Below are 20,856 nucleotides of genomic sequence, written 5' to 3'. Positions count from 1 at the left end.
CCGGGCCGTTTGTGGTTACTGTTATTTTTTTTGTTCCGGCTGGCGCAGAAACAGCGGCACGACCTGGGAATGAAAGGTCTCCATTCCCACGTTGATACTGTTGATCGCATCGCGCAATGAGTTGATCGCTTGACCCAGATTGTTCAGCCTTCCCTGTGGATCGGGAGTGCTGGCGGCAAGCAGCAACATTAAAGTGATCAGGGGATGTTTGAAAAAGTTTTGGCTATTGTTAGGCATTGCTTATCCGTTACCTCCTTAAATAATTTTACAGTTACAGGTAATTTATGAAGAGCGGTTGCAGTTTGTGCATGGAAGAGATAAGAAAAAGAGTTGTATTTTTATACACCGGAGCGTATAATTATTTTATTGTTGTGGAGGGGGGCTTTTGATGAAAATCAAGGTCGGTATTATCGGCGCAACGGGATATGCCGGCGCGGAACTGGTGCGGATTCTATCGGCGCACCCGCAAGTCGAGCTGGTGGCGCTTGTTACCCAAAGTTACGGTGGCAAGGCCTTTTGCGAAGTATACCCTCATTTATATAAATACGTCATGCTGGAGTGCCGGGAACTCGACCTGCCGGCCCTCGCGGATAAAGCGGACGTGGTGTTCACGGCCCTGCCCCACGGGCACGCCGTGCCGGTAGCCGGGGAGGTGCTGGGGCGGGGGAAGAAGTTTATCGACCTGGGTGCGGACTTTCGCTTTGGCCGCCGGGATGTTTACGAGCAGTGGTATAAGGTGGAACATTCCGGGGAGAAACTGTTGGAGCAGGCAGTATACGGCCTGCCGGAAATTCACCGGGATAAAATCCGTTCGGCCTCCCTGGTGGGCAACCCCGGCTGCTATCCCACCAGTGTGATCCTGGGGCTGGCGCCGCTGCTGCGCAATGGATTGATTGATCCCGGCAGTATCATTATCGACAGTAAGTCGGGGGTATCGGGAGCCGGCCGGGGCCTTTCCCTGGGCACCCATTTCAGCGAAGTCAATGAAAACTTCCGCGCCTATAACGTGGGGGTCCACCGGCACACCCCCGAGATCGAACAGGAACTGAGCAAGCTTGCCGGGGAAGATGTGGTGGTGTCCTTTACCCCGCATCTGACACCCATGAACAGGGGCATTCTAAGCACCATGTATGCCGGTTTGAAGCAGGAAATGACCCTGGAACAGGTCCGTTCCGTTTACGAGGAATTCTATAGGAGCGAGTTCTTCGTTCGTTTGCTGCCCCCCGGTATATTGCCCCAGACCAAGGCCGTGACCGGGTCGAACCACTGTGACATCGTGCCAGTGGTGGACCCGCGTACCGGGCGGGTCGTGGTCATTTCGGCCATTGACAATCTGATCAAGGGGGCGGCCGGCCAGGCCGTGCAGAATATGAATTTGATGTTCGGGCTGCCCGAGACCACGGGGCTGGATAGGCCCGGGCTATACCCGTAATTTATAGTTAAGCTTATCGTTTTCAGGACCGGCGATCTTTGCTGTGTTTAGAACCTGCGCTCCGGCGTGTCAATCGCTCGTTCCACTCACTCCAGAAATCCGCCGGATCGCCTGGCGCTGTGGTGTTTTTGCAGTTAAATCAAGTATGTTATTCTGTGTTATGCTTGGAGTTATACAGGAGGAACAGAAACTATGCCTAAAGTAAAACAAATACCCGGCGGGGTAACGGCTCCCCGGGGGTTTACAGCCGCCGGCGTGTCGGCCGGAATCAAGAACGGCAAGAAGGACGTGGCTGTTATCTTTTCCGACCGGGAGGCTGCTGCCGCCGGGGTGTTCACCACCAACAGGGTCAAGGCGGCCCCCGTGCAGCTGACCATGCGGCACATCGAGTCCGGCAGGGCCCGGGCCGTGGTGGTGAACAGCGGCAACGCCAACGCCTGCAACGGCCCCCGGGGTTTGGAGGACGCCCGGGCCATGGCGGCCAGGGCCGGTGAGTTGCTGGGGGTTCCGGCGCAGCAGGTGCTGGTGGGGTCAACCGGGGTAATCGGCCAGCCGCTGCCCATGGATAAGGTGCTGCCGGGCATTGAGCGGGCGGTGGCGGAACTGAGCCGGGAGGGTTGTTCGGATGCCGCCGAAGCTATCATGACCACGGATACCTTTGCCAAAGAGGCGGCGGTAACGCTGGAACTGGGAGGCCGGGAAACGGTTGTCGGGGGTATGGCCAAAGGGTCGGGCATGATTCACCCCAACATGGCCACCATGCTGGGATTTATCACCACCGACGCCGCAATCGCCCCCGGGTGGCTGGACAAAGCTTTGCTGCAGGCCGTGGAACGCACTTTCAACATGATCACCGTGGACGGCGATACCAGCACCAATGACATGGTGGTGGCGCTGGCCAACGGCGCTGCGGGCAACCGGGTCATCGACGGCGAGGGTCCGGATTTCACCGCGTTTTGCGCCGCGCTGGAGGAAGTGTGCCGCAATCTGGCCGTGGCCATTGCCAGGGACGGTGAAGGAGCCACCAAGCTGCTGGAAGTGCGGGTGCGGGGCGCGCGCACCGAACGGGACGCGAGGACCGCAGCCCGGGCGGTGGCCGCTTCCAACCTGGTCAAGTCCGCCGTATTCGGCGAAGACGCCAACTGGGGCCGGGTGCTTTGCGCCGTGGGCTACTCGGGAGCCGATTTCGACCCGGATGCGGTGGATGTTTTCATCGGGGACGAGAAGGTGGCTGAAAACGGGGCGGTACTGCCGTTCAGCGAGGAGCGGGCGGCCCGGGCGCTGGCCGGAAAACACGTCGTAATTACCATCGATATGAAAACCGGCGACGCCGGCGCCACCGCCTGGGGCTGCGACCTTACGTACGATTACGTGCGCATCAACGGCAGCTACCGCACATAGGGGTCAGGCCTGTCATAACTGTAATAACTTTTTAATCTGAATATCTGAATTTAACAGTTATGATAGTTAGGAAAGGCCTGACCCCTGAAAGGAGGGGGAGGGGTGGCGAGCGCCATGGAAAAGGCGGGCATCCTGGTGGAGGCTCTGCCATACATCAAAAAGTTTTACGGTAAGACGGTGGTCATCAAATACGGCGGTCACGCCATGCTCAACTGCGAGCTGAAAAAGGCCGTGCTTACCGATTGTGTATTAATGAAATACGTGGGTATGCACCCGGTGATTGTCCACGGCGGCGGGCCGGAAATCACCGGCATGCTGAAAAAAGTGGGTAAAGAGAGCAGTTTCGTGGGCGGTTTGCGGGTTACGGACGATGAAACGATGGAGATCGCCCAGATGGTGCTGGTGGGCAAAATCAACAAGGATATCGTGGGGATGATCAACGATATCGGCGGAAATGCGGTGGGGCTTTCCGGCAAGGACGGCAACCTGCTGGTGGCCGAAAAGAAACTGGGCCGGGTGCGCACCCCGGACGGCGCCGAGGAACTGGTGGACATCGGTCATGTGGGAGAGGTGAAACAGGTCAACCCCGGCATTTTAACCACCGTCATCCGCGAGGGGTATATTCCCGTGGTGGCCCCGGTGGCCGTGGGCGAGGGGGGCGCAAGTTACAACGTCAACGCCGACAGCGCCGCCGGCGTGCTGGCCGAGGCCCTGAAGGCGGATAAACTGATTATTCTCACCGATGTCGAAGGCATCCTGGCGGACAGGAACGATAAGAGTTCCCTGATTTCCACGGTTTCCGTGGACGAGGTGCCCGGGCTGATTGAACGGGGCATTATCGACGGGGGGATGATTCCCAAGGTGGAATGCTGTGTGTCCGCCCTGCGGGGAGGGGTCAGTACCACGCATATTTTGGACGGCCGGGTGCCGCATTCCATACTGCTGGAGGTATTTACCGACAGCGGCGTCGGCACCATGGTGATTAAATAAGGGGGCCTGGGTATGAAAACCGGAGAAATTATCCAGTTAAGTGATAAATATGTGATGCACACGTACGGGCGTACCGGCCTGGCGCCAGTGCGGGGCGAGGGGGTGCGCCTGTGGGATGCGGAAGGCCGGGAGTACCTGGACTTTGTGGCCGGCATTGCGGTCAATTCCCTGGGTCACTGTCACCCGGCCGTGGTGCGGGCGGTGCAGGAACAGGCCGCCCGGCTGATGCACGTGAGCAATCTTTATTACATCGAGTCCCAGGCCAGGCTGGCGGAATTGCTGGTGCAAAACTCCTGCTGCGACCGGGCTTTCTTCTGTAACAGCGGGGCCGAGGCCAACGAGGGTGCCATCAAACTGGCCCGCAAGTATGCCAAGCAAAAGTACGGGCCGGAAAGGTATGAGATCATCACGGCGGAAAAATCGTTCCACGGGCGCACCCTGGCCACCATCACGGCTACCGGGCAAGCCAAGTACCGGCAGGGTTTTGAGCCGCTGCCGGCGGGGTTCAAGTACGTTCCCTTCAACGACCTGGACGCGCTGCGCCGGGCCGCCGGACCCCAAACTTGCGCCGTGATGCTGGAACCGGTGCAAGGGGAGGGCGGCGTCAACGTGGCGACCCCGGAGTACCTGGCCGGTGTGCGGGAATTGTGCGACCGGAACGGGCTGCTGCTGATTTTTGACGAAGTGCAGTGCGGGCTGGGGCGCACCGGCAAGTTCCTGGCTTACCAGCACTACGGTGTGGAGCCCGACATCATCACCCTGGCCAAGGCCCTGGGCGGCGGGTTCCCCATCGGCGCCATGCTGGCCGGGGAGGAAGTGGCCGCGGCGTTCAAGCCCGGCGACCACGCCAGCACCTTTGGCGGCAACCCGCTGGCCTGCGCAGCGGGGCTGGCGGCCATGCGGGTTTTGCTTGAGGAAGGCGTGGTGCAAAATTGTGCCCGGGTGGGGGAATACTTTAAGGAAAAATTAACGGCACTGAAGAATAAATACTCGTTCATCAAGGAAGTACGCGGGCTGGGCCTGCTGCTGGGCATGGAACTGGCCGTGGAGGGCGGCGGCATTGTCGACCGCTGCCGGGAACAGGGGCTGTTGATCAACTGCGCGGGCGGCAACGTGTTGAGGTTTACCCCGCCGCTGGTCATCACCATGGAGGACGTGGACCGGGCCCTGGAGATTATGGACGGTGTGTTAAGCACCATGTGACGCGGCTGGCGACAGGCATGCCCTCAAGTTGCTTGAATGGTGAAACTGGGAGAACGGCAAAAAGATTGAAACGGGTGATGGAAAATGAATTCCACAAATTCATTAAGAGATAGCCTGAAGGGCAGGGATTTGCTCTCCCTGCATGACTTTAGCCCCCGGGAAATCGAGTTCATGCTGGATTTCGCCGCGGAACTGAAACAGAAACAAAAACGCGGAGAGCCCCATGAGTTGCTCAAGGGGATGACGCTGGCCATGATTTTTCAGAAATCCTCCACCCGGACCAGGGTGAGCTTTGAGGTGGGCATGTTTCAGCTGGGCGGGCACGCCCTGTACCTGAACGCGGGCGACCTGCAGCTGGGACGGGGGGAAACCATTGCCGACACCGGGCGCGTGCTGGGCCGGTACGTGGATGGCATTATGATTCGCACCTTTGCCCAGAGCGACGTGGAGGAACTGGCGGAACACGCGCCGGTGCCGGTGATCAACGGCCTGACCGACCTGCTGCATCCCTGCCAGATTCTGGCCGATTTGCTCACGGTGCGGGAGCACAAGGGAAGGCTGGCGGGACTCAAGCTGGCTTACGTGGGCGACGGTAACAACGTCTGCCATTCTCTGCTCTTCGGCTGCGCCAAGACGGGCGTGCATATCAGCGTGGCCTCGCCGGAGGGCTACCAGCCGAGGGAGGAAATTGTTGCAACCGCCCGGGATGATGCCGGGGAAACGGGAGCCACCGTCACCATCACCACCGACCCGGCCGAGGCGGTGTCCGGGGCGGACGTGGTGGTCACCGACGTGTGGGCCAGCATGGGACAGGAAAATGAACAGCAGGCGCGGTTAAAAGTATTCGCCCCCTACCAGGTGAACGGGCGGCTGGTTGCCGGGGCAAAGCCGGACTACATATTTTTACACTGCCTGCCCGCCCACCGCGGCGAGGAAGTGGCGGCCGAGATTATTGACGGGCCGCATTCGGTGGTGTTCGACGAGGCCGAAAACCGCCTGCATGCCCAGAAAGCCGTAATGGCGCTGTTGATGGCGAAATAGGAGGGAGTATAATGAAAAAAGTTGTTCTGGCTTATTCCGGAGGGTTGGATACCTCCATCATCATTCCCTGGCTCAAGGAAAACTACGGTTACGAGGTCATTGCCCTGGTCTGCGACCTGGGCCAGGGGGAGGAACTGGAACCGCTGCATGAAAAGGCGCTGAAAAGCGGGGCCAGCAAATTATACATCGAGGACGTCAAGCGGGAATTTGTCACCGGCTATATCTTCCCCACCTTGAAGGCGGGAGCCATTTACGAGGGCAAGTACCTGCTGGGCACCTCAATGGCCCGCCCGCTGATCGGCAAAAAGCTGGTGGAAATCGCCGACAAGGAGGGGGCCGAGGCCGTGGCCCACGGAGCTACCGGCAAGGGCAACGACCAGGTGCGTTTTGAACTGGCTGTAAAGGCGCTGAACCCCGACCTGAAGATTATCGCTCCGTGGCGGGAATGGGATATTCGTTCCCGGGAAGACGCCATTGACTATGCCGAGGCCCGGGGCATTCCCGTGCCGGTGACCAAAGCGCGGCCATACAGCATGGATCGCAATATCTGGCACCTCAGCCACGAGGGCGGCGTTCTGGAAGATCCCGGCCAGGAACCGCCCGGTGACGTGCTGCTGCTCACGGTGCCCCCGGAAAAGGCGCCGGATCAGCCCACCTACGTGGAAATTTATTTTGAGCAGGGAATACCCAAAAAAGTGAACGGCAGGGAACTGCCTCCCGAGGAACTGGTGGAGGAACTGAACAAGCTGGGCGGGGCCAACGGCATCGGCATTGTGGACATGGTGGAAAACCGGCTGGTGGGCATGAAATCCCGGGGCGTTTATGAAACGCCTGGCGGCACCATTCTCTACCTGGCCCACCGGGAACTGGAACTGTTGACCATTGACCGGGCCACACTGCACTACAAGGAACTGGTGGCGGCCCGTTACGCCGAGCTGGTTTACGATGGCGTGTGGTTCTCCCCGCTGCGGGAGGCGCTGGATGCGTTTGTCGATGTGACCCAGCGCACCGTTACCGGCACCGTGTGCATGAAATTGTACAAGGGCAACTGCACCCCCGCGGGGACCACCTCGCCTTATTCCCTGTACAGCGAGGACCTGGCCACTTTCGGGCGGGACGAGGTGTACAACCAGGCCGACGCCGCCGGGTTTATCAACTTGTTCGGCCTGCCCCTGAAAGTGCGGGCGTTGATGGAGAAAAAAGCGGGATTGCGGTAATAGGAAAACTTACATGATAAAAGGGTGGAAAGTTTAAATTTTCCACCCTTTAAAATTTTTCGGCACCTTTGGACATTCTTCTGTAGGGTACGTTGGGCGATTGAAGATGTCGCAAAAATTGTCATTAAACAATTAGTTAAATGATTAATTAATTAAAAAAGCGAACTCATATGTAAAATTTTTTCTTTTCCTGGCAGGATTTTGTATATGCAGGAAGAAGTAGTTATAACCGGTGATGCTAAAATGGACATTAAAAAATGGGGTGTGCTGCTGGTTGAAATTGAGCGTGAACGGCGCAAAATGTACGAAATCACAAGGCATGAACCCCAAAATGTCAAAAAATTGTTAAAGGTAAGCCAGAAACTCGACAAATTAATCAACCAGTACCAAAAAGAGAAAATTTCTTCGACTGCTCTTTAATGTTATTCCTTACTCCTGCCATCATTCAGCAATAAAATAAGATCAGGCCCGGAAACCGGGCCCGGTAATCGGATCTCATATGTAGTGATGTGGCGGTTGATTGGTTATTTTTCTTTGATCAAGGAGTAGTAGGGTTTATATTTTAAATTATGCACGGTATTGATAAACCTGACCGTCCGGCTTTTCGCCCGCATTACCAGCGAATAGGTCTCGGCTATTTCCCCGGCCCGGAAGCGTACACCTTTAAGCAACTCGCCGTCGGTTACGCCGGTGGCGGCGAAGATGGCGTCGTCCCCGCGCACCAGGTCGTCCATGGTCAGGATCTGGCTGGGGTCCTTGATGCCCATGCTCAGGCAGCGCTGGTGTTCGCTTTCGTCCTCGGGCACCAGGCGGGCCTGCATTTCTCCGCCCAGGCACTTGAGCGCCGCTGCCGCGATAACCCCTTCGGGGGCGCCGCCGATACCCGCGCAGATATCGATGCCGGTGTCGTCAAAGGCCGTAGCCAGCGCCGCGGCTACGTCGCCGTCACCAATCAGGCGCACTCTGGCTCCGGCTCCCCGCACCGCCTCGATTAATTCCTGGTGGCGCGGCCTGTCCAGGATCATCACCGTGCAGTCCACGATACGCTTGTTGTTGGCCTTGGCCACGATTTCCAGGGTTTTTTCAATTGGGTCGTCCAGACTGACCAGGCCCGCGGCCCGGGGGCCCACCGCCAATTTCTGCATGTACATGTCGGGAGCGTGCAACAGGTTGCCCCGGTCCGCTATAGCTACCACCGACATGGCGTTGGGCAGACCCTTGGCCAGGATGTTCGTGCCTTCCAGCGGGTCCACCGCCACGTCAACTTCCGGGGCGGCGGAGTTGCCCACCTTTTCTCCGATGTACAGCATCGGCGCCTCGTCCATTTCCCCTTCCCCAATTACTACCGTGCCGTTCATGCATACTGAATCAAACATAGTGCGCATGGCGTTGGTGGCGGCTTCATCGGCTTCGTTTTTACGTCCCCGGCCCATCCACTGGGCCGCGGCCAGGGCGGCCATTTCCGTAACCCGCACCAGTTCAAGCGTCAGTTCCCGTTCCATAAACTCGTCTCCTTTGAAAATACTTGGCTGACAATATTTATTTTAACATATTTATTGTTTAATGGGCTATTTAGTATATCATTTTTTTAAAGAAAATGCTTTACTCTTAAGCGGGGTTTTTTTATTGACGGCGTAAAAATAAGGGGATAACTTTTATATTAAACTATCACTGTGGTAAAATATGCACGGATAAGAAAATAGTAAGATAAAGCCGTGAGGTGAAACAAATGGCCAAGCTTTGGAGCGGGCGATTTCAAAAGGAAACGGACCGGCTGGTGGATGATTTTCACTCTTCCATTTCGTTTGACAGCCGTTTGTACAAATACGACATTACCGGCAGCATGGCCCATGCCCGGATGCTGGCCCGCGTGGGGGTAATCAGCGGGCGGGAGGCGGAAGCCATTGTGCGCGGGCTGGAGGAGATACTTGCTGATATTGAGGCGGGCCGGGTGGAGTTTTCCATTGCCGCCGAGGATATCCACATGAACGTGGAGCAGTTGTTGATCGAGCGGATCGGCGACGTGGGCAAAAAACTGCACACCGCCCGCAGCCGCAACGACCAGGTGGCCCTGGACGTGCGCATGTATTTGCGGGACGAAATAGACGCGGTGCTGGAACTACTGGCCGGCCTGGTTCAAACGCTGCTGGACCTGGCGGAAAAGCACGTTGAAACCGTAATGCCCGGTTATACGCACCTGCAGCGGGCCCAGCCCGTTACGCTGGCCCATCACCTGCTGGCTTATTGTCAAATGTTCGGGCGGGACATGGAGCGCCTGCGGGACTGCCGCCGGCGGGTGAACGTGATGCCCCTGGGGGCCGGGGCGCTGGCCGGCACCACCTTCCCCCTGGACCGGGAATTTGTAGCCCGGGAACTTGGCTTTGACGCTATTACGGAAAACAGTCTCGACGCGGTGAGCGACCGCGACTTTGCCGTTGAATTCACCGCCGCCGCCTCGCTGGTGATGGTCCACCTGAGCCGCTTTTGCGAGGAAATTATCCTCTGGTCTTCGTCCGAATTCGGTTTCATTGAGTTGGACGACGCGTACAGCACCGGAAGCAGCATGATGCCGCAGAAAAAAAACCCGGACGTGGCCGAGTTGATCCGGGGTAAAAGCGGCCGGGTGTTCGGGGACCTTGTTGCCTTGCTGACCATGCTGAAAGGGCTACCGCTGGCCTATAACAAGGACATGCAGGAGGACAAGGAATCCCTGTTTGACGCGGTGGACACGGTGAAGAAATGCCTGTTGATTTTCCGTCCCATGCTGGCCACCATGCGGGTCAAAGGGGAAAACATGGCCCGGGCGGCCCGGGGGGGCTTCACCAACGCCACCGACCTGGCCGATTACCTGGTAAAGCGCGGCGTGCCCTTCCGGGAGGCCCACGAGATCGTGGGCCGGGCGGTGGCTTACTGCCTGGACCGGGAAAAATCCCTGGACGAGTTGAGCCTGGAGGAGTTTCACCGCTTTTCGAGGGTAATCGAGGACGACGTTTACGAGGCCATCAGCATCGCCCGCTGCGTGGAGGCCCGCGGTGTTCCCGGCGGTCCCGCTCCCGAAGCGGTACGGCAAGCCATCAGGTCGGCCCGGGAGAGGTTAAATTGAGCCATGACCCCTTGGCGGCGGAGCGCCGAAGGATTAGAGTATCTAATTTTTTCCAGGTAGGAATGAGTGATAGATGAACTGGCAGCAAGTTGCTACGGCTGTGATAGTAGGGGCCGTTATCGGCTATATCACCAACTGGATCGCCATCCGGATGTTGTTTCGGCCCCTGTATGAAAAAAGGATACTGGGCGTGCCCGTGCCCTTCACCCCGGGTGTGATTCCCCGGGGGAAAAAACGCCTGGCCGGCGGCATCGGCGAGATGGTGGGCGGCATGTTGCTCACCGAAGAAAACGTTGTGCAGCACCTGTCCAGCGCCGAGTCCGAAGAAAGGGTGCGACGGTATGTTACCGCCTGGCTGGCGGAAGCGCGGGCGCGGGAGTTGACAGTTGGAGAGGCGCTGGTCGATGCCGGTGTCCCGCCCCGGGCTCTGGATGATTTTGCGGCCCGGTTATCCGAATTTGCGGTCAACCTGGCGCGGGGTGAAGCGTTTCGCGGCGCCCTGGCCCACTCGGCCGCGCATGTCACCGGCTGCCTGTTGGAGCGGCGGGTGGGCTCCCCGGTGGGGGAGACCGGTTTGCCGGAATTCAGGGAATTCCTGGAGCGGTTGCCGGGGCACCTGTTAAATGAAGAAATCACCGGCGGTTTGCAGCGGGAGCTGGCTGTTAAAATTGAGTATTTCTTCAATAGCCCCCAAAAAATAGGTAACTATCTGCCTGAAGCGGTGCGGGAGGGAATCCACCAGTTTATTAATGACCAGGCCCCCGGGATAGTGTCCGCCATCGAACAATACCTGTCTTCGCCGGGAGCTCGCCAGGCCATAAAGAACAGGATCGAGAACTTTTTCGAAGGCACCGCGCTTAAACGCATGCTTAACGGTGTGTTTCAACTTATCGGCAGCGGCCCGGACATGCTGACCCAGCGCCTGGCCGCGGAAATATCCCGTTTTTTAGCGGATGAGCGAAACCGGGCCGCGATAGTTGACCGGCTGCACCTGCTGGTGGACGAGGCGCTGGAGAAAAGCGTCAGCGAAATCACCGCGGCCCTGGATGCTGCGGGCAAGCGGGAAAAAGCCGCCGAAATCGCCGCCTGGCTGGTGGAAAAACTGCGTGATCCCGGTTTCGGGACGGCGGTGTTGGATGTGTTTGAATCCGTGCTGGATCAAAACCGGGAACGGACCTGGCAAGATTTGCTGCACCTCGACCACCCCGGCTTCCAGGCCGGGTTGGCGGCCTTTTACGGGCAGCTGCTGGAAAAATTGCTGGATCGTGACGAGCCGGCCCTACACCTGCAGTCATTCGTTCAAAGGGAAATCGGAAACGCCTGGAACGCAAAGCTTGGACCGGTGCTGGACGCGGTCTTTACCGGAGCCGTGGTTGATCCGGTGGGATCGGTGGTAAAGCTATACCGTTTCCTGGTTCAAAACCAGGTCCCCGGGTTGATGCGGTTTTTGAACATCAGTGATATGGTGCGCCGCCGGGTGGAAGAATTGGATGTGCTGCAGGTGGAACAGATGCTTTTGGGGATTATACGCCGTGAACTGGTGGCCATTACCTGGCTTGGCGCGCTGCTGGGAGCCGTTCTGGGACTGGTTATGGTTGGCATGCAAATCATGATGAAATAATAGACGAAAACTGTTGACCTTTATCGCAGTTTTAATGTATACTTTTCAATAAGTTTTATTTGCAAAGGTAATGAAGGGGAACAATACCTGGGAAACCGTGCCACAGAGAACCGGGGAAGCTGAAAACCGGTGCCGGAACAGGTAGGACATCGCCCCGGAACCGCTTCGCTGAAAGGCCCCGCGCTTACTAGGCGGAGACGGGTAGCGGCCCGTTATTGCCGTTGTGTCGACGACACGCCGAGAGGCTTTCGCCGAGAGGCGGAAGCAAGCAGGGTGGTACCGCGCGAGGATATGAACCTCTCGTCCCTGGTGGCTTTGCGCCGCCGGGTACGGGAGGTTTTAAAATTTATATCGGCTTTTTAGTTGGATAAAGAGGGAAGTGTACCTAGGGTTCCGCCTCTTCCGAGGGACTGGACCGAGCGGTACAGGCCGGCGGGGTTTGTGCTTTTCCCGCAGGCTACACCGTGGGGATAAAAGACCCAAGCGGATAGGTTCCACTCTTGGAAAATATCAGCAGGGTCTTATTTTATTTAACCATACTTTGAAAAATCAACTTTTGATTTAACTGCAAAAACACCACAGCGGCAGGCGATCCGGCGGATTCCTGGAGTGAAACGAACGATTGATGCCGCCGGAGCGCCAGATTCAAGTACCGGTTTTTGCAGTTCAATCACTTATATTTTAAGGAGTGTGAAAAGATGAGCCTTATAATCTACCTTAACGGCCAGTATGTTCCTGAAGAACAGGCGGTAGTATCCGTGTTTGACCACGGCCTGTTGTATGGTGACGGAGTTTTTGAAGGCATTCGGGCTTACCATAACCGGGTCTTCAAACTGCAGGAGCACCTGGTAAGGTTATACGAATCGGCCCGCACCCTGGCCCTGGAAATCCCCCTCAGCATTGAGGAAATGCAGGAAGTGGTGCTGGAAACATTGCGCCGCAACAACTTGCGGGATGCCTACATCCGCCTGGTGGTGACCCGCGGCAAGGGCGACCTGGGACTGGACCCCCGCAAGTGCCCGAAACCGACGATTTTCTGTATTGCGGCCTCCATCCAGCTTTACCCCGAAGAATTATATGAAAGGGGCCTGGAAATGATCACCGTGGCCACGCGCCGCAACATTCCGGAGGCATGCAACCCCAGGGTGAAGTCACTTAACTACTTGAATAACATTTACGCCAAAATTGAAGCCAACCTGGCCGGCGTGCCCGAGGCGATCATGCTGAACCAGGAGGGTTACGTGGCCGAGGCCACCGGGGATAATCTTTTCCTGGTGAAGAACGGCAAGCTGATCACTCCGCCCATCCATGTAGGTTTGCTTGAGGGTGTTACCCGGAACGCCGTGATCGACCTGGCCCGGAAGAAAGGGATCGAAGTGCAGGAAATAGTGTTTACCCGCCATGATGTATATAATGCCGACGAGTGTTTCCTGACCGGCACCGCAGCCGAATTAATTCCCTGCGTCCGGGTGGACGGCCGGACCATCGGTAACGGGGAGCCCGGGGAAGTGTTCCGGGGCCTGCTGCATGATTTCAGGGAACTGACCAAAGTGGACGGCCCGGTGATTTTCGAGTAAGTAGAATGTAATGCCTGGCGTTGAAGGAGGAATATGGACATGAGCAACAACAGATGCTGTACCGGCGACCGAAGACCGGCGACCGACCACCGGCTACGCAGCGACGCCATGAAAAAGGGGTTGGAAAAAGCGCCCCACCGTTCCCTGTTTAAAGCGCTGGGACTGACCGACAACGAACTGGAGCGGCCCATGATCGGGGTGGTCAATTCCTTTAACGAAATAGTGCCGGGGCACATGCACCTGCGGGAGATTACCGAGGCGGTCAAGGCCGGGATCAGGATGAACGGCGGCACCCCCATTGAGTTCCCCGCCATTGCGGTATGCGACGGCATTGCCATGAACCACGCCGGGATGAAATATTCCCTGGCCAGCAGGGAACTCATCGCCGATTCGGTGGAAGTCATGGCCATGGCGCACCCCTTTGACGGCCTGGTGCTTGTTACCGCCTGCGACAAAGTGGTTCCCGGCATGTTGATGGCCGCGGCCCGGCTCGATATCCCCGCCATTGTGGTCAGCGGCGGACCCATGCTGGCCGGGCGGCATGGGGGCAGGAATCTTTCCCTCAGCAATATCTTCGAGGCCGTGGGCGCGGTGCGAGCCGGCAACATGTCCGAGGCGGAACTGGCCGAGTTTGAAGAAGCGGTTTGCCCGGGCTGTGGCTCCTGCGCCGGCATGTTTACGGCGAATTCCATGAACTGCCTCACCGAAGTTCTGGGCATGGCTTTACCGGGCAACGGCACCCTGCCCGCGGTTTCCGCGGCGCGCCGGCGCCTGGCTAAAATGACCGGCATGCGGGTTGTGGACCTGGTCCGGGAAAACCTGCGGCCTTCAGACATTATGACGGAAAAGGCTTTTGCCAACGGGCTGGCTCTGGATATGGCGCTGGGCTGTTCCACCAACACGGTGCTGCACCTGCCCGCCATCGCCCGTGAAGCCGGGGTGGAAATCAACCTGGATCAAATCAACCGGATCAGTGAGCGAACACCCAACCTGTGCAAGCTCAGCCCCATGGGCCCGCATTTCATGCAGGACCTGGATGAGGCCGGCGGCGTTTCCGCGGTGGTTCGCGAGCTGGTTGAGCATGGTTTGATCGACGGCGGCGCCATAACCGTCACCGGCCGCACCTTGGGGGAAAACGTTGCCGGCGCCGCAATCAAGCGCAGTGACGTTATCCGCAGCGTGCAAGACCCGTACAGCCCCAGCGGCGGCATTGCCATCCTGTATGGCAACCTGGCCCCCGGGGGCGCGGTGGTTAAAAAAGCCGGCGTGGCTCCGGAAATGCTGAAACATCGCGGACCGGCCCGGGTGTTCAACTCCGAGGAAGAGGCCGTGCAGGCATTGATCAACAGGGAAATTCAAAAGGGCGACGTAATCGTGATTCGGTATGAAGGCCCGAAGGGCGGCCCGGGTATGCGGGAAATGCTCACACCCACCGCCACGGTGGCGGGCCTGGGACTGGATAAGGACGTGGCTCTGATTACCGACGGGCGTTTTTCCGGCGCCACCCGGGGCGCCTCAATCGGCCATGTCACCCCGGAGGCCGCCGAGGGCGGGCCCATTGCCGCCCTGCAGGACGGCGACGTGATTGAAATCAACATACCTGAGAATAAGTTGAATGTTCTTTTGAGCGACGAAGAATTAAACGCCCGTCTGAGCCGGTGGGTAAAACCGGAGCCCAGGGTGAAAAAGGGCTACCTGGCCCGTTACGCGCGGATGGTAACATCGGCCGGGACGGGAGCCGTTTTAAAGAAAGGGGACGAATCCTAAAGTGGTGCATAAAGCTGGTTGTCCCCAGGTCAATATCATTTTTACCGGAGGTGAAGGGGTATGAATAAAACCGGGGCGCAAATCCTGGTGGAAAGTCTCCTGGCCGAGGGGGTGGATACTATTTTCGGCTACCCGGGAGGGGCGGTATTACCGATTTACGATGCCCTGTACGATGCCGACTTGCGGCACATCCTTACCCGGCACGAGCAAGGCGCCGCCCATGCCGCCGACGGATACGCCCGGGCCTCCGGCAAACCCGGGGTTTGCCTGGCCACGTCGGGCCCCGGGGCCACCAACCTGGTTACCGGAATTGCCAACGCCTACATGGATTCGGTGCCCATGGTGGCCATTACCGGGCAGGTGCCCACCTCTTTGCTGGGGCGGGATTCATTCCAGGAGGCTGATATTACCGGCATAACCCTGCCCATCACCAAGCACAATTACCTGGTCAAGGACGTGAAGGATCTGGCCCGGACGGTGCGCGAAGCATTTTATATCGCCACCACCGGCAGGCCCGGCCCTGTGTTGATCGACATTCCCCGGGATGTGTCCGCGGGAATGGCCGAATACGAGGACCCGGGACCGGTGCAGTTGCCCGGTTACCATATCAAATTAGAACCGGATCCCGAACAAGTGACCAGGGCCGTCAGGGCGATAGAAGAATCCGAGCGGCCCGTTATTTATGCCGGGGGCGGGGTGATCAACGGCGGTGCGCACGAAGAACTGTTACGCCTGGCGGAGATGCTGCTGGCGCCGGTGGCCACCACTTTGATGGGGCTGGGCGGATTTCCCGGGAACCACCCGTTGTCGGTGGGCATGCTGGGCATGCATGGCAGCAAGTACGCCAATTACGCCGTTTGTGAGTGCGACCTGCTCATCGGGGTGGGCGTGCGGTTCGATGACCGGGTTACCAGCAAGATTGAGGAGTTCGCCCCCAACGCCACGGTGATTCACATCGATATCGACCCGGCGGAAATCGGGAAAAATGTGGGTGTGGATATTCCGGTGGTGGGCGATGTCCGGTGCTCCCTGCGGAAAATAATCGAGCGGTTGCAGCCGAGGCTGGAAAGCCGGTGGCGGGATAAAATATTTAACTGGAAAAAGGAATACCCCATTGAGTACGTGGAGAACGGGCGTTTGAAGCCCCAGGAAGTGATTCAGGAGATATATAATGTTACCCGGGGCAATGTCCGGGTGGCCACCGATGTGGGACAGCACCAGATGTGGGCGGCTCACTATTACTCCTATGACCGTCCCCGCACTTTCATCACTTCGGGAGGGTTGGGCACCATGGGCTTCGGGTTTCCGGCGGCCCTCGGTGTGCAGGTGGCCTGCCCGGATGAGAATGTTGTATGCATTTCCGGGGACGGCAGCTTTCAAATGAACTCCCAGGAGCTGGCCACGGCGGTGCATTACAACCTGCCGGTGAAAGTAGCCATTATTAATAACGGGTACCTGGGCATGGTCCGGCAGTGGCAGGAGCTGTTTTACAACCGCCGCTATGCATACACGGAAATCACCGGCCCCGATTTCGTCAAACTGGCCGAGGCGTACGGCGCCGCCGGCATGCGGGTAACCAAAAAATCGGAGATCCGGGAGGCCATGGAGGAAGCTCTCCGGATACCCAAGCCGGTGGTCATCGATTTTCCGATTGAACGGGAGGAGAACGTGCTGCCCATGGTTCCCCCCGGCGAGCCCATCAATAAAATGCTGGGATAGGAGGGGTAAAAATGCGGCATACCCTGGCGGTGCTGGTGGAAAACAATCCGGGCGTGCTGGCCCGGGTGGCCGGCTTGTTCAGCCGGCGCGGGTTCAACATCGACAGCCTGGCCGTGGGGCGCACCGAAAACCCCGACGTTTCCCGTATGACCATCGTGGTGGAGGGAGACGCCAGGGTGCTGGAACAGGTGACCAAGCAGCTGCACAAACTGGTCGATGTGATCAAGATCAACGATATCACCGCCGACGAATACGTCGATCGCGAACTGGTTTTAATCAAGGTCAACGTGGACCCCGCCCAGCGGGGCGAGGTGATGCAGATTGCCGACGTTTTCCGGGCCCGCATCGTGGACCTGGGGCGCAAGACGCTGACCCTGGAATGCACCGGCAACGACGGCAAGATCAACGCTTTCGAGGAATCCCTGCGCCCGTACGGCATCAAGGAACTGGTGCGCACAGGCAAAATCGCCATGCTCAGGGGTTCCAAATACACGGGATTACAAGATAACGGGGCCAGGGATGAATAATTACCAAAGTTTAAAGTTTAAGAGGGGGGGCTTGCCATGGAAATTACGGTTGCGGAAGCCCTGGTGAAATGCCTGGAACAAGAACAAGTGGAAGTGATCTTCGGCTACCCCGGCGGGGCCATTCTTCCGGTATATGACGCCCTGTACCATTCCTCCATCCGCCACGTGCTGGTCCGGCACGAGCAGGGGGCGGTGCATGCGGCGGACGGGTACGCCCGGGCCACCGGCAAAGTGGGCGTGGTGATGGCCACCTCCGGCCCGGGCGCCACAAATCTGGTCACCGGGATTGCCAACGCCTACATGGACTCGGTGCCGCTGGTGCTTTTCACCGGCCAGGTACCCACCAGCCAGGTGGGTACCGACGCTTTCCAGGAAGTGGACATCACCGGCATCACCATGCCGGTAACCAAGCACAACTACCTGGTCAAGGACGCCGCCCAGCTGCCCCGGATCGTCAGAAACGCATTTCACATTGCTTCCACGGGGCGACCGGGGCCGGTGCTGATCGACATTCCCAAAGACGTGGCCCAGACCGTGATCGATTTTAAATACCCGGAGATGGTGCAGCTGCGGGGCTACAAGCCTACCTACCGGGGGCACCCGAATAAAATCGCCGAGGCCGCCCGGTTGATCGCCGCCTCCGAGCGACCGGTCATCTACGCCGGTGGCGGCATTATCAACAGCAGGGCCAGCCAAGAGCTGCTGGCCCTGGCGGAAACCATCAACGCGCCCGTAACCAACACCTTCATGGGCCTGAGCAGTTTTCCCGGCGATCACCCGCTGTTCCTGGGCATGCTGGGGCTGCACGGCACCCGGGCCGCCAACCTGGCGGTAACCAACTGCGACCTGCTCATCGCCCTGGGGGCGCGCTTCGACGACCGGGTTACCGGTAAAATTACAGAATTTGCGCCCAACGCCGGGGTAATCCACGTGGATATCGACCCCGCCGAGATAGGGAAAAACGTGCAGGTGCACGTGCCCATCGTGGGCGACGTCAAACAGGTGCTGCAGGAACTGCTGGCCCGCCTGGAAAAAAGAAACGATACCCGCTGGCTGGAGCAAATCCAGGCGTGGAAGGAGCAGTACCCGCTGGCTTACCGGCGGGACGACGGGGAACTGAAGCCCCAGTACGTGGTGGAAAAATTATACGAAATCACCCGGGGCGACGCCGTGGTGGCCACCGACGTGGGCCAGCACCAGATGTGGGTGGCCCAGTATTACCGCTTCAAGCGCCCCGGTTCCCTCATTTCATCCGGCGGGCTGGGAACCATGGGGTTCGGGCTGCCGGCGGCGGTGGGGGCGCAGATCGGCTTGCCCGGCGAACGGGTGATCCTGGTGACCGGCGACGGCAGCATCCAGATGACCATGCAGGAGCTGGCCACCGCCGTTGAACAGGAACTGCCCCTGAAAATCATTATTCTTAACAACTACTCGCTGGGCATGGTGCGGCAGCTGCAACAGTTGTACTGCGAGGGCAGGTATATAGCGGTGGACTTCAAATTCCACCCCGACTTTGAGCTTCTGGCCCGGGCTTACGGAATCAGGGGTTATACCCTGCGCACAGAGAAAGATGTGGATGACCTGCTGCCCGGGGCGCTGGAGGCGCCCGGAGCGGTGCTGGTCAACTGCCTGGTCAGCGCCGCGGAAAACGTCAATCCCATCGTGCCGGCCGGCAAATCCATCAGCGAAGCCATAGATTGCTGATTTACGGAGGGGATCCCATTTTGAGCAACCGGGTTTATATATTCGATACCACCCTGCGGGACGGCGAGCAGTCCCCCGGGGTAAGCCTGAATGTCAAAGAAAAGCTGGAGATAGCCAGGCAGCTGGCCCGCCTGGGCGTGGACATTATCGAGGCCGGTTTTCCCATCACCTCCCCGGGTGATTTCGAAGCCGTAAAAACCATCGCCCGGGAAGTGCGGGGCGTTACCGTTGCAGGGCTGGCCCGGACCAATTTCACCGATATCGACAAGGCCTGGGAAGCGGTCAGGCACGCCGACCAACCGCGGATTCACACTTTTATCGCCACTTCCGACATCCACCTGAAACACAAACTGCGCCTGTCCAGGGACCAGGTGGTGGAGGCCGCCGTGGCCGGGGTGAAGCGGGCCAAAAGTTACACCCGGGACGTGGAATTTTCCGCCGAGGACGCTTCCCGCAGCGACCCGGACTTCCTCTGCCGGGTGCTGGAGGCGGCCATCGAAGCGGGAGCAACCACCATCAATGTTCCGGACACGGTGGGGTACGCCACCCCCGATGAGTTTGCCGAATTTATCAAGTACATCATGAACAGGGTCAAGGGTATTGAAAAGGTGGTGCTGAGCGTGCACTGCCACGACGACCTGGGCATGGCGGTGGCCAACTCCCTGGCGGCGATCCTGGCCGGGGCCAGGCAGGTGGAGGGGGCCATCAACGGCATCGGCGAGAGGGCGGGCAACGCTTCCATCGAGGAAATAGTAATGGCCCTGTATACCAGGCGGGACCGGTACGGCCTGGAGACAGGCATCAACACCGAGGAAATCTACCGGACCAGCAAGCTGGTGAGCAAGCTCACCGGTATGGACATCCAGCCCAACAAGGCCGTGGTGGGTAAGAACGCTTTTGCCCACGAATCGGGCATCCACCAGGATGGGGTGCTGAAAGAGCGCACCACTTACGAAATTATGAATCCCACCATGGTGGGCATTGCCCACAGCAACCTGGTGCTGGGCAAGCACAGCGGGAGGCACGCTTTCCGTTCACGCCTGGTGGAACTGGGATATTCGTTAAGCGAGGATGAGTTGAACAAGGCTTTTGCCCGGTTCAAAGACCTGGCCGATCGCAAGAAGGAAATTACCGACCAGGACCTGGAAGCCATCGTGGAAAACGAAATCCGCAAGGTGCCGGCCACATACGAGTTGTCTTACCTGCATATCAGCAGCGGCACCACGGTGGTACCCACCGCCACGGTGGGGCTGACCCGCGGCGAAGAATTGCTGGAAGAGGCGGCCTGCGGCAACGGCCCGGTGGACGCTATCTGCAAGGCCGTGGATAAAATTACGGGATACAGCTGCCGGCTGGTCAGCTGGGGCATCAACGCCATCACCGGCGGCAAGGACGCCCTGGGCGAGGTGACCCTGCGCATCGCCGAGAACAACAAGGAAAGACTGTACATGGGCCGCGGTATCAGCACCGATATCCTGGAGGCCAGCGCCCGGGCCTACATCAACGCGGTGAACAAGATGATCTACGAGCAGAAGAATCCGGATATGTAGAGGT

Annotated in this window: 17 protein-coding genes and 1 other annotated feature; of the genes, 15 read left to right on the top strand and 2 right to left on the bottom strand. The window is 58.6% G+C overall.

Going from position 1 to position 20,856, the window contains the following annotated elements:
- Positions 1-21: 21 nt before the first annotated feature.
- Complete coding sequence (locus IT084_RS10720) at positions 22-237, bottom strand: hypothetical protein (protein WP_195712862.1); 216 nt, start codon at positions 235-237, stop codon at positions 22-24.
- A 151-nt stretch (positions 238-388) separates the two neighbouring features.
- On the opposite strand from IT084_RS10720, the gene argC reads away from it, so the two are divergent.
- The 7 genes from argC to IT084_RS10685 all read left to right on the top strand — a co-directional run bounded on the left by argC (position 389) and on the right by IT084_RS10685 (position 7,704).
- Positions 389-1,432: an N-acetyl-gamma-glutamyl-phosphate reductase gene (argC, locus tag IT084_RS10715; RefSeq protein WP_195712861.1), complete on the top strand. Its 1,044-nt coding sequence runs from the start codon at positions 389-391 to the stop codon at positions 1,430-1,432.
- Positions 1,433-1,624: 192 nt separating this feature from the next.
- A complete protein-coding gene (gene argJ / locus IT084_RS10710) occupies positions 1,625-2,833 on the top strand; it encodes a bifunctional glutamate N-acetyltransferase/amino-acid acetyltransferase ArgJ (protein ID WP_195712860.1) in 1,209 nt (402 codons plus the stop codon).
- Positions 2,834-2,935: 102 nt separating this feature from the next.
- Positions 2,936-3,823, top strand: a complete 888-nt coding sequence (gene argB / locus IT084_RS10705; protein ID WP_195712859.1) for an acetylglutamate kinase — start codon at positions 2,936-2,938, stop codon at positions 3,821-3,823.
- A 12-nt stretch (positions 3,824-3,835) separates the two neighbouring features.
- Positions 3,836-5,026, top strand: coding sequence for an acetylornithine transaminase (locus IT084_RS10700; RefSeq protein WP_195712858.1), 1,191 nt, complete (start codon positions 3,836-3,838; stop codon positions 5,024-5,026).
- A gap of 84 nt (positions 5,027-5,110) precedes the next feature.
- Complete coding sequence (gene argF / locus IT084_RS10695) at positions 5,111-6,067, top strand: ornithine carbamoyltransferase (protein WP_195712857.1); 957 nt, start codon at positions 5,111-5,113, stop codon at positions 6,065-6,067.
- 11 nt (positions 6,068-6,078) lie between these two features.
- Entirely contained in the window at positions 6,079-7,284 is a 1,206-nt protein-coding gene (locus tag IT084_RS10690) for an argininosuccinate synthase (protein WP_195712856.1), read from the top strand.
- 207 nt (positions 7,285-7,491) lie between these two features.
- Positions 7,492-7,704, top strand: coding sequence for an aspartyl-phosphate phosphatase Spo0E family protein (locus IT084_RS10685; RefSeq protein ID WP_195712855.1), 213 nt, complete (start codon positions 7,492-7,494; stop codon positions 7,702-7,704).
- 104 nt (positions 7,705-7,808) lie between these two features.
- Here IT084_RS10685 and glpX read toward each other — a convergent pair whose 3' ends face one another.
- Positions 7,809-8,786: a class II fructose-bisphosphatase gene (gene glpX / locus IT084_RS10680; protein WP_195712854.1), complete on the bottom strand. Its 978-nt coding sequence runs from the start codon at positions 8,784-8,786 to the stop codon at positions 7,809-7,811.
- Between the two features lie 227 nt (positions 8,787-9,013).
- Here glpX and argH point away from each other — a divergent pair, with 227 nt between their 5' ends.
- From argH to IT084_RS10640, 8 genes are all read left to right on the top strand, one after another.
- Entirely contained in the window at positions 9,014-10,387 is a 1,374-nt protein-coding gene (argH, locus tag IT084_RS10675) for an argininosuccinate lyase (protein ID WP_195712853.1), read from the top strand.
- Between the two features lie 73 nt (positions 10,388-10,460).
- On the top strand, positions 10,461-12,008 hold the full coding sequence (locus IT084_RS10670) for a DUF445 family protein (RefSeq protein ID WP_195712852.1): 1,548 nt from the start codon (positions 10,461-10,463) through the stop codon (positions 12,006-12,008).
- A gap of 61 nt (positions 12,009-12,069) precedes the next feature.
- Positions 12,070-12,319: a binding site (T-box leader), on the top strand.
- 387 nt (positions 12,320-12,706) lie between these two features.
- Positions 12,707-13,585 (top strand): branched-chain-amino-acid transaminase, encoded by an 879-nt coding sequence (gene ilvE / locus IT084_RS10665; protein ID WP_195712851.1) that lies wholly within the window; start codon positions 12,707-12,709, stop codon positions 13,583-13,585.
- Between the two features lie 39 nt (positions 13,586-13,624).
- Positions 13,625-15,352, top strand: coding sequence for a dihydroxy-acid dehydratase (ilvD, locus tag IT084_RS10660; RefSeq protein WP_195712850.1), 1,728 nt, complete (start codon positions 13,625-13,627; stop codon positions 15,350-15,352).
- A 60-nt stretch (positions 15,353-15,412) separates the two neighbouring features.
- Entirely contained in the window at positions 15,413-17,071 is a 1,659-nt protein-coding gene (gene ilvB / locus IT084_RS10655) for a biosynthetic-type acetolactate synthase large subunit (protein ID WP_195712849.1), read from the top strand.
- A gap of 11 nt (positions 17,072-17,082) precedes the next feature.
- A complete protein-coding gene (ilvN, locus tag IT084_RS10650; protein WP_195712848.1) occupies positions 17,083-17,598 on the top strand; it encodes an acetolactate synthase small subunit in 516 nt (171 codons plus the stop codon).
- Between the two features lie 36 nt (positions 17,599-17,634).
- A complete protein-coding gene (gene ilvB / locus IT084_RS10645; RefSeq protein ID WP_195712847.1) occupies positions 17,635-19,302 on the top strand; it encodes a biosynthetic-type acetolactate synthase large subunit in 1,668 nt (555 codons plus the stop codon).
- Positions 19,303-19,322: 20 nt separating this feature from the next.
- Positions 19,323-20,852, top strand: a complete 1,530-nt coding sequence (locus IT084_RS10640) for a 2-isopropylmalate synthase (RefSeq protein WP_195712846.1) — start codon at positions 19,323-19,325, stop codon at positions 20,850-20,852.
- Positions 20,853-20,856 lie beyond the last annotated feature (4 nt).

Source organism: Desulfallas sp. Bu1-1 (assembly GCF_015594625.1).
In the GTDB taxonomy this organism is placed as follows: Bacteria; Bacillota; Desulfotomaculia; order Desulfotomaculales; family Desulfallaceae; genus JADNRQ01.
The sequence above is the reverse complement of the archived record's forward strand: the minus strand, read 5'-3'. Positions and strand labels throughout refer to the sequence as shown.

Coding starts and splice junctions, on each gene's coding strand:
- argF (WP_195712857.1), top strand. CDS start 5,111: ATGAATTCCACAAATTCATTAAGAGATAGCCTGAAGGGCAGGGATTTG.
- IT084_RS10685 (WP_195712855.1), top strand. CDS start 7,492: ATGCAGGAAGAAGTAGTTATAACCGGTGATGCTAAAATGGACATTAAA.
- IT084_RS10690 (WP_195712856.1), top strand. CDS start 6,079: ATGAAAAAAGTTGTTCTGGCTTATTCCGGAGGGTTGGATACCTCCATC.
- argJ (WP_195712860.1), top strand. CDS start 1,625: ATGCCTAAAGTAAAACAAATACCCGGCGGGGTAACGGCTCCCCGGGGG.
- glpX (WP_195712854.1), bottom strand. CDS start 8,786: ATGGAACGGGAACTGACGCTTGAACTGGTGCGGGTTACGGAAATGGCC.
- IT084_RS10720 (WP_195712862.1), bottom strand. CDS start 237: ATGCCTAACAATAGCCAAAACTTTTTCAAACATCCCCTGATCACTTTA.
- IT084_RS10670 (WP_195712852.1), top strand. CDS start 10,461: ATGAACTGGCAGCAAGTTGCTACGGCTGTGATAGTAGGGGCCGTTATC.
- argH (WP_195712853.1), top strand. CDS start 9,014: ATGGCCAAGCTTTGGAGCGGGCGATTTCAAAAGGAAACGGACCGGCTG.
- ilvB (WP_195712847.1), top strand. CDS start 17,635: ATGGAAATTACGGTTGCGGAAGCCCTGGTGAAATGCCTGGAACAAGAA.
- ilvE (WP_195712851.1), top strand. CDS start 12,707: ATGAGCCTTATAATCTACCTTAACGGCCAGTATGTTCCTGAAGAACAG.
- IT084_RS10700 (WP_195712858.1), top strand. CDS start 3,836: ATGAAAACCGGAGAAATTATCCAGTTAAGTGATAAATATGTGATGCAC.
- ilvB (WP_195712849.1), top strand. CDS start 15,413: ATGAATAAAACCGGGGCGCAAATCCTGGTGGAAAGTCTCCTGGCCGAG.
- ilvD (WP_195712850.1), top strand. CDS start 13,625: ATGAGCAACAACAGATGCTGTACCGGCGACCGAAGACCGGCGACCGAC.
- ilvN (WP_195712848.1), top strand. CDS start 17,083: ATGCGGCATACCCTGGCGGTGCTGGTGGAAAACAATCCGGGCGTGCTG.
- argC (WP_195712861.1), top strand. CDS start 389: ATGAAAATCAAGGTCGGTATTATCGGCGCAACGGGATATGCCGGCGCG.